This is a genomic window from Ruegeria sp. 6PALISEP08, from assembly GCF_001238295.1.
Classification (GTDB): Bacteria; Pseudomonadota; Alphaproteobacteria; order Rhodobacterales; family Rhodobacteraceae; genus Ruegeria.
Window position 1 is genome coordinate 388,406 of sequence record NZ_LGXZ01000001.1, and the last position, 12,108, is coordinate 400,513.

12 protein-coding genes and 3 tRNA genes are annotated in these 12,108 nt (G+C 56.8%); 7 read left to right on the plus strand and 8 right to left on the minus strand.

Annotated elements, in window-relative coordinates; translation table 11 throughout:
• Position 1: 1 nt before the first annotated feature.
• The 3 genes from ALB80_RS01965 to ALB80_RS01975 all read right to left on the minus strand — a co-directional run bounded on the left by ALB80_RS01965 (position 2) and on the right by ALB80_RS01975 (position 1,272).
• A tRNA-Asn gene (locus ALB80_RS01965) sits at positions 2 to 76 on the minus strand.
• 130 nt (positions 77 to 206) lie between these two features.
• Positions 207 to 281: transfer RNA gene (locus ALB80_RS01970), tRNA-Asn, on the minus strand.
• 76 nt (positions 282 to 357) lie between these two features.
• Positions 358 to 1,272, minus strand: a complete 915-nt coding sequence (locus tag ALB80_RS01975; protein ID WP_050602326.1) for an MBL fold metallo-hydrolase — start codon at positions 1,270 to 1,272, stop codon at positions 358 to 360.
• A 44-nt stretch (positions 1,273 to 1,316) separates the two neighbouring features.
• Between ALB80_RS01975 and ALB80_RS01980 the strand changes: the two genes are divergently transcribed.
• Both ALB80_RS01980 and ALB80_RS01985 read left to right on the plus strand, forming a co-directional pair.
• Complete coding sequence (locus ALB80_RS01980; RefSeq protein WP_050602327.1) at positions 1,317 to 2,636, plus strand: ATP-binding protein; 1,320 nt, start codon at positions 1,317 to 1,319, stop codon at positions 2,634 to 2,636.
• A gap of 97 nt (positions 2,637 to 2,733) precedes the next feature.
• Positions 2,734 to 3,270 (plus strand): hypothetical protein, encoded by a 537-nt coding sequence (locus ALB80_RS01985; RefSeq protein ID WP_050602328.1) that lies wholly within the window; start codon positions 2,734 to 2,736, stop codon positions 3,268 to 3,270.
• Positions 3,271 to 3,424: 154 nt separating this feature from the next.
• Here ALB80_RS01985 and ALB80_RS01990 read toward each other — a convergent pair.
• Positions 3,425 to 3,501 (minus strand) — tRNA-Ile (locus ALB80_RS01990).
• A 106-nt stretch (positions 3,502 to 3,607) separates the two neighbouring features.
• Between ALB80_RS01990 and purM the strand changes: the two genes are divergently transcribed.
• The 3 genes from purM (at position 3,608) to rnd (ending at position 6,518) form a co-directional block, all read left to right on the plus strand.
• Positions 3,608 to 4,654, plus strand: coding sequence for a phosphoribosylformylglycinamidine cyclo-ligase (gene purM / locus ALB80_RS01995; RefSeq protein WP_050602329.1), 1,047 nt, complete (start codon positions 3,608 to 3,610; stop codon positions 4,652 to 4,654).
• Positions 4,651 to 5,247, plus strand: coding sequence for a phosphoribosylglycinamide formyltransferase (gene purN, locus ALB80_RS02000; protein ID WP_050602330.1), 597 nt, complete (start codon positions 4,651 to 4,653; stop codon positions 5,245 to 5,247). The genes purM and purN overlap by 4 nt, the downstream gene beginning before the upstream one ends.
• 113 nt (positions 5,248 to 5,360) lie before the next feature.
• The gene (gene rnd / locus ALB80_RS02005) at positions 5,361 to 6,518 is read left to right on the plus strand and encodes a ribonuclease D (RefSeq protein ID WP_050602331.1); all 1,158 of its coding nucleotides are present in this window, start codon (positions 5,361 to 5,363) and stop codon (positions 6,516 to 6,518) included.
• A 6-nt stretch (positions 6,519 to 6,524) separates the two neighbouring features.
• On the opposite strand, the gene ALB80_RS02010 is transcribed toward rnd, so the two are convergent.
• Positions 6,525 to 7,055 (minus strand): hypothetical protein, encoded by a 531-nt coding sequence (locus ALB80_RS02010; RefSeq protein ID WP_050602332.1) that lies wholly within the window; start codon positions 7,053 to 7,055, stop codon positions 6,525 to 6,527.
• A gap of 140 nt (positions 7,056 to 7,195) precedes the next feature.
• Between ALB80_RS02010 and ALB80_RS02015 the strand changes: the two genes are divergently transcribed.
• Complete coding sequence (locus ALB80_RS02015; protein ID WP_050602333.1) at positions 7,196 to 7,606, plus strand: SufE family protein; 411 nt, start codon at positions 7,196 to 7,198, stop codon at positions 7,604 to 7,606.
• Positions 7,607 to 7,608: 2 nt separating this feature from the next.
• Here the strand turns inward: ALB80_RS02015 and ALB80_RS02020 are convergent, their stop codons facing one another.
• Together ALB80_RS02020 and ALB80_RS02025 are read right to left on the minus strand one after the other, a co-directional pair.
• The gene (locus tag ALB80_RS02020; protein ID WP_050602334.1) at positions 7,609 to 8,268 is read right to left on the minus strand and encodes a DUF1638 domain-containing protein; all 660 of its coding nucleotides are present in this window, start codon (positions 8,266 to 8,268) and stop codon (positions 7,609 to 7,611) included.
• Between the two features lie 275 nt (positions 8,269 to 8,543).
• Positions 8,544 to 9,242: a B12-binding domain-containing protein gene (locus ALB80_RS02025; RefSeq protein ID WP_050602335.1), complete on the minus strand. Its 699-nt coding sequence runs from the start codon at positions 9,240 to 9,242 to the stop codon at positions 8,544 to 8,546.
• A 243-nt stretch (positions 9,243 to 9,485) separates the two neighbouring features.
• Here ALB80_RS02025 and ALB80_RS02030 point away from each other — a divergent pair, with 243 nt between their 5' ends.
• Complete coding sequence (locus ALB80_RS02030; protein WP_253276800.1) at positions 9,486 to 10,583, plus strand: PA0069 family radical SAM protein; 1,098 nt, start codon at positions 9,486 to 9,488, stop codon at positions 10,581 to 10,583.
• Positions 10,584 to 10,719: 136 nt separating this feature from the next.
• Here ALB80_RS02030 and gltA read toward each other — a convergent pair whose 3' ends face one another.
• Positions 10,720 to 12,015 (minus strand): citrate synthase, encoded by a 1,296-nt coding sequence (gltA, locus tag ALB80_RS02035; RefSeq protein WP_050602337.1) that lies wholly within the window; start codon positions 12,013 to 12,015, stop codon positions 10,720 to 10,722.
• Positions 12,016 to 12,108: the final 93 nt, after the last annotated feature.

The window sequence follows — 12,108 nt, forward strand, 5'->3', positions numbered from 1 at the left end:
ATGGCTCCGGCGGTAGGGATCGAACCTACGACCAATTGATTAACAGTCAACTGCTCTACCGCTGAGCTACGCCGGAACGGTTCGCGCCGTATAGCAACCTGTTTCTACGGCGTCCAGAGGGCGATTAGGATTTTTCGACGAAAAATCTCGGACCGTATCCCACAGGCGCAATCGTTCTGTGGATCGGGTTTTGATTTAGGGAAGATTGGCTCCGGCGGTAGGGATCGAACCTACGACCAATTGATTAACAGTCAACTGCTCTACCGCTGAGCTACGCCGGAACTGAGGCGCGTATAGCAACCCGGATTCCCGGCGTCCAGAGGGGAAGCGCGCGAAGCACGAAAAAATTTTTTCATGTCATGCGACGCGATGAAAAACCGCTGTGGCAGAAATCTCGCCGCGTGGAAGAACCATGTTTTTCCCATTCAGGTCAACAAGATGAGCGAAGACATTGCGTTCTGCAGCAGGCAACAGGGCGACGGGTGTTTCGATATAGATACGCTCTGCCAGTTGTCGGGCTGTGCCCTCTGCCTGTTCCAGAGCCGACAGAATCTGTGCCTCGCGGGATTGCCTGTGTTTGATCAGCCATTCCAGACGGCCAGCCGGGTCTGTGATCGGCGCTCCGTGCCCCGCATGAAAAACCGACCAGTTCCGGGCACGCAGGCGGTGGCAGGCTGCCATGAAATCCGTCAAATCTCCGTCCGGGGGTGAGACCAAAGAACTGGCCCAACCCATCACGTGGTCAGCCGTGAAACAGGTGTCCTGCCAGCCCAGTGCGATGTGATTTCCCAGATGACCCGGGGTGTGAATGACCTCCAGCTGCCAACCATCACCGTCAATGACCTCGCCGTCTGCAAGCTCCACATCTGGACGAAATGCGAGGTCGATACCTTCGCCGCCCCCCGTCATGCCTTGTGCGACCAAACGGGTCATGACTTCGCTACGGCCAGCTTCAGGTCCGCCAAAGGCATAGATCGCTGCGCCCGTCCGCGCCGCAAGGGGGGCGGCAAGGGGCGAGTGATCCAGATGCGTATGCGTCACGATGATGTGGCTGATTCTTTGTCCGGGAGTCACAGCATTCAGAATCGCGTTTAGATGCGCCTCATTTTCGGGGCCGGGGTCGATCACCGCGATGTCTTCGTCGCCCAGCAAGTACGTGTTGGTGCCACGATAGGTCATGGGCGAGGGATTCGGGGCCAGAATACGCCGCAGCCCCGGTTGCAGATCGACCGCAACACCTGCGGGTGGATTGAAATTGTCAGGTGCCTGCATTCTGTGCTCTTCCTCTTGTCCGGGCGGCCCGCTAGGTTTAGCCCATGTCCTCGCAATGGCTCAAACCCTATCTGCCTCGTAGCCTCTACGCCCGGGCAGCTCTGATTCTGGTTCTGCCGGTGATCGTGCTGCTTCTGGTGGTGGGCGTTGCGTTTATCCAGAAGCATCTGGAAGACGTCACAGGCCAGATGACACGCGCGGCGTCGCGTGAAGTGACTTTGATCACGACCGTGATTGAGGATACCGAGACCCAGCAACAGGCATTGGCGGCCATGCGCCCCGATTTGCAGGCCCTTGAAATGAAGGCACGGTTTCTGGGCCTGAACGAAGAACCGATGGTTGGTGCGCGGCGGTGGTATGATTTCATCGCGCCGCAGGTTCAGGCCGACCTAATAGCGAATCTATCCGATCTGGTGGCGGTTGCCCTGCCGACCAGTCGCGAGGCACGGGTCTATGTTCAAACGCATCTGGGAGTTCTGGAACTGACCTTTGACAGGCGTAGATTATCCCCGGTCGCGCCGCATCAGTTGATCGTTACAATGGTGTTTTTTGCCTTCATCATGACGACGATTTCCTTTCTTTACATGCGCAACCAATTGCGGCCGATCACGCGCCTTGCCGATGCCGCGCAGGCATTTGGGCGCGGGCGGGTGGTGCCATATTCTCCTGGTGGCGCTATTGAGGTCCGCGCGGCTGGACATGCCTTTCTGGATATGCGCGCGCGGATTGAACGGCAGATAGAACAGCGGACTCTGATGTTGTCGGGGGTCAGTCATGACCTGCGCACGCCCTTGACGCGGCTTAAGCTAGGCTTGTCGATGTTGCCCGAAGAGGACGCAGCGCCCTTGCAGCAGGATGTGACCGAAATGCAGTCTTTGATGGATGCGTTTCTGGATTTCTCGCGCGGGGCTTCGGAAGGCCCCCCTGAAGAGGTGCAGCCAGACGCGTTCATCCGTCAGATCGTGGAAGACTCAAAGCGAGCAGGGCTTGAGGTGGAGTTGAACCAGACCGAGGGGCAGGGGACCGTCATGCTGCGCCCTGTAGCCATTCGCAGGGCTGTTGAAAACCTGATCGGAAACGCGGTGCGGTATGGCACCCGAGCTGAGGTCAGCCTGACGGTGAACCCGAAATCCTTGCGTATCCGCGTTGAGGATGACGGCCCCGGCATTCCGATCGAGCAACGCACCGAGGCGGTCAAACCTTTCACGCGACTTGATCCGGCGCGGAATCAGAATCAGGGCAGCGGCGTGGGCCTGGGTCTTGCCATTGTCGCGGATATCGCGCGCGCCCATGGTGGAACGTTGCGGCTTGCTAAGAGTGAGCGGTTGGGTGGGCTGTGCGCGGATATTATCATCGGGCGATAGCTGCACCTGCCCCTGCCAAAAAAAGCATGCAACTTTGTGATTTTGTCTGATCATGTCATTCTGACCCCGTTTTCAAACGGCGTGGGGTTCAGGGAAAATGATTAAAGCAGCTCTCAATAACTTCGAGAAAATAGTCGTTACAGTCACATCACTGTTTGCACTTGTTCCGATTACTCAGTTTGCAAGGGAAGCCGAAGACCGAAAATTCGAACGTATGGCCAGTTTCATTGCGCTTGGCGACACCTGCAGCAATTGGATGCAGGAAGAAGTGATCCAGGGAATGGCGTTTGAACTCAAGCATTTTGTCAAAGAGGACGTGGATGAGCTGGCACCGATTCCAGTTCAGGTCCGGGCCAATCAGGTGATTTATTGTTCCTATGTCATGGATTATTTTCAGGCCGAGTTCGCAAAAGTCTATGGCCCGCCAGATCCGGACCCGGACTATTTCGAACCGACTGCTGATGAATACTTAACCATGTTGTATGACGCGTCACATTGGTCCGTTCCGATCGATTTTGAAGACTATCTTGTGACGGTCAGAAACCTGCCGCAATCGGCTGGGACCCATACGTTCTACGATACACAAAGTCCCTGGTGGCTGGCTGAAACCGTGGAAGAGTTTTTGAAATACTAGTGCCAGCAGTTTATCCTGCGGAAGTGCTGCAGGGCGTTCCGAATTATGGGGCGGGTTTGAAATCGACCTGATTTTCTTAGATTTCGGAGTCCGCCGTAGTGGTAGCTCTTCGAGACGAAATGAAACTTATTATACCAGTGTGTTTAGCGGTTTTTGGTAGGCCCGGCAGGACTTGAACCCGCAACCAAAGCGTTATGAGCGCTCTGCTCTAACCAATTGAGCTACAGGCCCGCCTCGGCGTCTTGCTATCACGGTGAACGCCCGCGTCAAGCCTGACCGTTGCAAGATGTTGCACAATAGACTAACCCGCCCGCAAAGCACTCATGAGGGACCAGCCATGACAGCGGGTAAGAACGGAATCACTTATGCCGATGCAGGCGTGGACATTGACGCAGGCAACGCTCTGGTCGATCGGATCAAGCCTGCCGCCAAGCGGACCAACCGCCCTGGCGTGATGAGCGGTCTGGGTGGCTTTGGCGCGCTGTTCGACCTGAAAGCTGCGGGGTATCATGACCCTATTCTGGTTGGTGCAACAGATGGCGTGGGTACCAAGTTGCGGATTGCGATTGATACCGGCGTTGTGGACGGAGTTGGCATTGATCTGGTAGCCATGTGCGTCAACGACCTGATCTGTCAGGGGGCTGAACCGCTTTTCTTCCTCGACTATTTCGCCACCGGCAAGCTGGACACCGACACGGCAGCGCGGATCATCGAAGGAATTGCCGAAGGCTGTGCGCAGTCCGGTTGCGCTTTGATCGGTGGTGAGACCGCCGAGATGCCGGGCATGTACCCCGACGGCGATTTCGACCTGGCCGGGTTTTCGGTTGGTGCGATGGAGCGCGGTGCGGATCTGCCCGCAGGCGTGCAATCTGGTGACGTGCTGCTGGGTCTGGCCTCGAACGGGGTGCATTCAAACGGCTATTCGCTGGTGCGCAAGCTGGTCGGGCTGTCGGGGCTGGGCTGGGATGCGCCGTCGCCCTTCGGCGAAGGCACTCTGGGTGAGGCTCTGCTGACACCCACGCGTCTTTATGTCAAACCGGCTTTGGCTGCCGTCCGTGCGGGCGGCGTGCATGCGCTTGCCCACATCACAGGTGGCGGTCTGACCGAAAACCTGCCGCGCGTTTTGCCCGAAGGACTGGGTGTCGAAATCGATCTGGACAGCTGGCAACTGCCGCCTGTCTTTAGCTGGATGGCGCAAACTGGTGGTATTGTTGAAGCCGAAATGCTCAAGACCTTCAACTGCGGTATCGGCCTGATTGTGGTGTGCGAGGCAGGCAAAGCGGATGATCTGTCGACCTTGCTGTCCGACGCCGGTGAGACCGTCGCGCGGATCGGCACCGTGTCTGAGACGCCCGGTGTTGCCTACTCGGGCAAACTGCTGTGAGCCACAAGCGCGTCGCGATCCTGATTTCCGGGGGCGGGTCCAACATGGTGTCGCTGGTCGACAGCATGACCGGCGATCACCCGGCGCGGCCTTGTTTGGTGATGTCTAACGATGCACAGGCCGGCGGGCTCAAAAAAGCTGCGGACCGTGGCATTCCGACCGCAGTTGTTGATCACCGACCCTTCAAGGGGGACCGCGCCGCATTTGAGTCTGAGCTTTTGAAGCCCCTGCAAGAGGCACAGCCTGACATCGTGTGTCTGGCGGGCTTCATGCGCGTACTGACAGGGGACTTTGTGTCTCGGTTTCAGGGTCGGATGCTGAACATCCACCCCTCTTTGCTGCCGAAATACAAAGGCTTACATACTCATGCCCGTGCCATTGATGCAGGGGATATCGAACATGGATGCTCCGTCCATGAAGTCACCGCAGCGCTGGACGATGGCCCGATCCTGGGGCAGGCGCGGGTGTCTGTTGAACCTGATGATACCCCGGATACGCTGGCTGCGCGGGTGCTGGTTTGGGAGCATAAGCTCTACCCCGAAGTGCTGCGGCGCTTTGCAGAAGGCAACAGGTCGTCCATCCTGTTGCCCTGAACCTGCTCTGGGTGATTTACACCCGCCCGAAAATCGGCCTATGGTCGTCGTTAACGCTCGGGACGAAGAAAAAACGGGCAGTCACAAAAGCAAGAGCGATACTAGTACGGCGCATGAAAACCCTGACGACGACGCAAGAGCTGGCCGATTTCTGCAAGGCCGCTGCAGGCTATCCATATATCACAGTCGATACCGAATTTCTGCGCGAGCGGACGTATTATTCCAAGCTTTGCCTTGTGCAATTGGCGGTCCCTTCCGAAGACGAAGACAGCGCGGTTCTGGTCGATCCGTTGGCCGATGATCTGTCGCTTGAACCGCTTTACGAGCTGTTCCGCAACGAGCGTGTGGTCAAGGTATTCCATGCTGCCCGTCAGGACCTTGAGATCTTCTGGGTAGAAGCCGGTGTGTTTCCCAACCCTCTGTTCGACACACAGGTCGCGGCGATGGTCTGCGGCTTTGGTGAACAGGTCGGGTATGAAACGCTGGTGCGCAAGATTTGCAAGCAAGGGGTCGACAAGACCTCTCGGTTCACGGATTGGTCCCGTCGCCCTCTCACAGATGCACAGAAAACGTATGCGCTGGCCGATGTGACCCATTTGCGCAAGATTTACGAGCATCTGGCGGCAGAGCTGGAAAAGACCAGACGCAGCCATTGGGTGGGGGAAGAACTGCGCACGCTGACTCAGCCTGCCACTTATGACATTCGTCCGGAAGAAGCGTGGAAACGGGTCAAGACGCGGACAAATTCGGCCAAGTTTCTCGCAGTCATACGGGAACTTGCACAGTTTCGCGAATCCTATGCACAGGAAAACAACGTCCCGCGAAACCGCGTATTCAAAGACGATGCCTTGGTTGAGCTGGCGTCGACCAAACCCAAGACGCTCTCGGATCTGGGCGGATCACGGTTGTTGCTGCGCGAGGCGCGCAAGGGCGCGATTGCCGATGGCATTCTGGCCGCTGTCAAACGTGGGGTGAATTGCCCTGCAGACAAGTTGCCCATTATCGACACGTCGCGCGACAAGCTCAAGGTCAACCCGGCTTTGTCTGACTTGTTGCGGGTTTTGCTGAAATCCAAAACCGAAAGCTCGGGCGTGGCTGCCAAGCTGATCGCCACAAGCTCTGAGCTGGATCAGATTGCTGCTGGAGAGCGGGACCTGCCCGCCATGTCCGGCTGGCGGTTCGAGGTCTTTGGCGAGGACGCTCTGAAGCTGTGCGACGGCAAGATCGCACTGGCGGCCAAGGGGCAGGCGGTCAAGGTTGTATCGCTTTAACGGCGGTTAGCGCCGCCGCGATTCCAATGCGTTCTGTTGCCCGACAACACGTACCAGGCGAATACCTTCAAGGTCCTGGCGACTGACATTTACGGCGTCCGACACCATACGCGTGCGTTCGGAGCCCTGCGGTGTTTGTGCGCCGGGATAGGTCACGCGAAACACAAACTCCATCGTGCCATTTTTCTCGTTCTCTTCTGAATTCACACGAACCAGTCGCGCATTGTACGCACCCTGACGGACGGCTGTTCCAGCAGCATAGATGATCGCTCCGTTAGGCGTTGGGTCGATGCGCAACTCGTCAATCTGGCCGATGGGAATGCTTGTATCTTCGGCATCAGGACGTGAAAACAGTCCCGTTCCCTCTCGCTGCTTGGGTACAAGGATGTCGGCAGCATTGGGGTCGGAGGGTACGTCAGCCTCTACCGATCTGCTGGAGCCAAACCAATTCGACGGGTTCACCCGAGAGTCACGCCAGCCGCTGCAAGCAGTCAGGGTCAGCGTGGCGATGATGAGAACGGACAGAGATTTTTGCATGGACCCACAGCTTTTCACACGAATTCAGACAATGGGTTAGCGCAATTTCCTCGCGTTGAAAAGGCACCGCAGGGGGTGGACACAGTGTAGTCGTCGGCATAGGTCACTGTTTGTATCGCAACCGAAAGGATCGCCACACCATGGCCACGCCCGCCTTTGAGGACATTGTCGAAGATTTCGAGTTTCTGGAGGACTGGGAAGATCGGTATCGCCATGTCATCGAGCAGGGCAAGGCGATGGAACCGCTGGATAACGCGCTTAAGGTTCCGGCGACAAAGGTGCATGGGTGCGCCAGTCAGGTTTGGCTGCATCCCATGATCGACTCCGGTACCTTCAAATTCGATGGCGACAGCGATGCCCTGATCGTACGCGGGCTGATTGCTGTCCTTCGGTCTTTGTATAACGGTTTGCCGGTGGCCGAAGTTCCCGGTGTCGATGCCGGGGCCGAGCTTGCGCGTCTGGGGCTGAACGATCACCTGTCGGCGCAGCGGTCCAACGGTTTGCGCGCTATGATCGAACGCATTCGTAAGGTGGCCCAGGAAAACGCCTAAGGTCAGGTCGGGCGGTTTGCCCAATCTGACAATGTGGTTTCAAGATCGCCATAACCAGTAAAGCGACGCTCGAACTCCAAACCCATCTTGTCCGCGCATTGGCGCGCGCGTTCCGTCAGTTCAGGGCTGTCGATCTGCGCTTGATAGATCAGTTTGGTGTAGTTGCCGAAATACATATCCCGCAGTTCCGGGTGGCGATCCAGGCCCAGCGGTTTCCAGACAAAGGCGTCGAATTGCCGGGCCAAAAAGTCAGTCAGGTAGAAAGCTGTGGTTTCGTCTTCGCCGCGCGCGTCGAAGGCTTGGTTGCCTTCGAAAAAGGAATAGCAATGGGGACCTTTCACCATCTCGACCCCAAGTTTTTCGCAGGCTTGCTGCAGTAGGCCACCGGTTCCGCAGTCGGCGTAGACCACATAGATTTTGTCGAACTGGTCCCGGTGCTTGGCCACCGCGTCTTCCACCGCCTGCGTAATCCGTTCCGGATGGACATGCAGAATGGCGGGCAGGCAGGTCAGCGCAATATGATCCCAGCCGTTGCGCGATTTGATATCCAGAATCTCTTTGGCCAACGCCCCGCAGGCGATCAGCAGGATGCGACCGGAAGCGGTGTCGGCGTAGCCTTTGGTCGTCAGGCTGGCATCATCGGGCAGGGCGTCTTTTTGCATGGTGTGGCGTCCTCTGAGTTCTTCCAAGAAGAGGATGAATATCAAGCGCAGGCAAGCCCTGTTCCGACCTGTGATGGCAAGCTGCCGACCTCAGCGATCGAGCGTTGTCAGCAGAAGACCAGCAAATTGGTCGGTTTTGCATAAACGTCGACCAAACGGTGCAGTCCCAAATTGAAGGTCTCGGGGCTTGCACTAAACATAGGCGGTTCTGCCTTCTAAAACGAGAAAGGGCCGCCCAAATGTGAACGGCCCTTTTCAAAAAAATCTCAGGCGGCTCAGCCAGCCAGCTGATTGTGCTTGCGGCCTACAAAGTCTTTTGCGGTTTCCACTGCAACCGCAGCGTCACGGCAATAGGCGTCTGCACCGATGGCCTTGCCGAACTCTTCGTTCAGCGGGGCGCCGCCAACCAGAACGATATAGTCATCGCGTACACCTTGTTCGACCAACGTGTCGATAACCACCTTCATGTAAGGCATTGTGGTGGTCAGCAGCGCAGACATGCCCAGAATATCTGGTTGTTCGGTTTCAAGCGCTTCCAGGTAATTCTCGACCGGGTTGTTGATTCCCAGATCGACAACTTCGAAACCTGCGCCTTCCATCATCATCGAAACAAGGTTTTTGCCGATGTCGTGGATATCGCCTTTGACGGTGCCGATGACCATCTTGCCGACGCGCGGTGCGCCTGTTTCTGCGAGCAACGGCTTGAGGATGAACATACCGCCCTTCATGGCGTTGGCGGCCAGCAGAACTTCGGGCACGAACAGGATGCCGTCTCGGAAGTCATGGCCCACGATGGTCATGCCACCAACCAGCGCTTTTGTCAGGATGTCATACGGGGTCCATCCGCGTTCCAGCAGGATGTTGGTGCTTTCTTCGATCTCTTCTTTCAGACCGTCATAGAGATCGTCGAACATCTGTTCGACCAATTCGTCGTCGTTCAGTTCGGACAGGATGATGTCTTCTTCGTCGGACATGGGGTATTCCCTGTGCTGGGCGGGCTATCGGCCCGTGGTGGCATTTTTATCGTTTTGGCCAAAACGTCGCATCCTGACTGTGACGATTGCGACGTCGGTCGTTTCGGGACCGACCTATAGGTCAAAAAATTGACCGGCTCGAATGAAAAATCTGCATGATTATCGTGCGCTCCGTTTGATCATGCCTGTTTTGGCTGGCGCATGGATGACTTGCACCGGACGGGTCGCAGGCGTATGTTCCGAATGAGAACAAAGATAGAACAAGCTGTCGAAATGAGCGCCATGCAAACTCCGAAAGCCAGAGGAACACGTTCGAACGCCGCCGGACGGTTCGAACGCTTTGCCACTGTCGCCGCCGATGACGGGTGGGAGAGTGACGAATCCCTGCCGCCTCTGCGCACTGAAACACGGGATGAGGTGGCGCGCAGTGCGATTACGTATAACCGGTCTCCGGATCTACCGTTTGACCGTTCCATCAATCCGTATCGGGGGTGCGAACATGGGTGTGTCTATTGTTTTGCCCGGCCCAGCCATGCCTATCTGGGTTTGTCCGCAGGGCTGGATTTCGAAACTCGCCTGACCGCCCGCCCAAACATGAACAATGTGTTGCGAAAGGAATTGTCGTCCAGGTCTTACAAGGTCGCGCCGCTGGCCATTGGCACCAACACTGATCCATATCAGCCGATTGAGAAAGATCGCTGCATAACAAGATCCTGTCTTGAGGTGTTGCGCGAATTTAATCACCCGGTTGCAATTGTAACCAAGGGTGCTCTGATCGAACGGGATCTGGATATTCTGGCCGAAATGGCCGGCCGTGGATTGGTGCGCGTTGGAATTTCGCTGACTACTTTGGATGCAGCTCTCTCGCGCCGGATGGAGCCTCGCGCACCGTCACCGAAACGGCGTCTGGGTATGATCCGCACTCTGACCGGGGCAGGGGTTCCAGTGCGTGTGATGACATCCCCGATTGTGCCCGGTCTGACGGATCATGAGCTTGAGAACCTGCTTGCGGCAGGGCGGGATGCAGGAGCAGACGCCGCCAGTTGGATCATGCTGCGACTGCCGCGCGAAGTATCGCAGCTGTGGCAGGAATGGCTGGCCGAGCACCAACCCGCACGGGCGGAAAAGGTGATGTCCAAGCTGCGCGACATGCACGGGGGCCGGGACTACGACCCGCGTTGGGGTCACAGAATGCGCGGTGAAGGCGAGTACGCCGGGATAATTGCCCAAAGGTTTTCGAAAGCCTGCAAACGGTTGGGGCTTGCCTTGAGATCTGCCCCGCTACGTTGCGATCTGTTTGCAGTTCCGCCGCAACCGGGGGACCAGATGAGTTTGTTCTAAGGTCAAAATGCGCGCCTGTTGTGGCCCAGATTAAAATTTCGAAAGCAATTACTTATACTGATTCCGCAATGCTCGATTGCAAAAAAAGACCCCGACAAAACCGGGGTCCTTATTAACGTTTTAGAACTTTGGTGTATCAGCGGTTTTCGATATCCACGTAGTCCCGCAGCGTCTCGCCCAGATACAGCTGACGTGGGCGGCCGATCTTGTTCTGAGGATCGGCAATCATCTCTTTCCACTGGCTGACCCAGCCCACGGTGCGCGACAGGGCGAAAATCGGCGTGAACATGGATGTCGGGAAACCCATCGCTTCAAGAATGATCCCGGAATAGAAATCGACATTCGGGAACAGTTTCTTGTCGGCGAAGTATGGATCTTCCAGCGCTTCGCGCTCCAGTTCCTTGGCAACCTGCAGTTTCGGGTTGTTTTCAACACCCAGCAAATCCAGGACTTCATCGGCCGATTGCTTCATGACTTTGGCGCGTGGATCGAAGTTCTTATAGACGCGGTGACCAAAGCCCATCAGGCGGAACGGATCGTTTTTGTCTTTGGCCCGAGCGATGTACTCGGGAATGCGATCAACTGTTCCGATCTCTTCCAACATCTCCAGACACGCCTGGTTCGCACCGCCATGGGCCGGACCCCAAAGGCAAGCGATGCCTGCTGCGACACATGCGAACGGGTTTGCACCCGAGGACGACGCCAGACGCACGGTCGAGGTCGAGGCGTTCTGTTCATGATCGGCGTGCAGGGTAAAGATGCGGTCCATCGCGCGGCTGAGGATCGGGTTCACCTCATACTCTTCGGCGGGAACGCTGAAACACATGCGCAGAAAGTTGGACGCATAGTCCAGATCGTTGCGCGGATAAACGAAAGGCTGACCCGTGTGGTACTTATAGGCCCAGGCCGCAATTGTTGGCATCTTGGCAATCAGTCGATGCGATGCGATCTCACGCTGCTGCGGATCCGCGATATCGGTCGAATCGTGATAAAAGGCCGACATCGCCCCGACAACACCGACCATGATGGCCATAGGGTGCGCATCGCGGCGGAAACCGCGATAAAAATACTGCATCTGCTCGTGCAGCATGGTGTGACGGGTGATCGTGGTTTCGAACTTTTCCAGATCCTTTGCCGCAGGAAGTTCTCCGTAGAGCAGCAAATAGCAAACCTCGAGGAAGTGCGATTTCTCAGCCAGTTGGTCGATCGGGTAGCCCCGGTGCAGCAATTCACCTTTTTCACCGTCGATATAGGTGATGGTGCTGTCGCAGCTGGCGGTCGAGGTGAAGCCCGGATCGTAGGTGAATACCCCGGCTTCTCCGTAGAGCTTGCGAATATCAACAACATCAGGGCCGGCGGTCGGGGAATGAACTGGCAACTCGTAATCTTTGCCGTGAACAGTCAGAGTGGCTGTTTTGTTGCTGTCAGTCATAGTTGTCCCTTCTTCAATCATGCGCACGCCGGACAGACCTCCGGCGATACGGGCAACGATTGCGCGCGGACGCGCAATCCGGGTGTTAGCGGA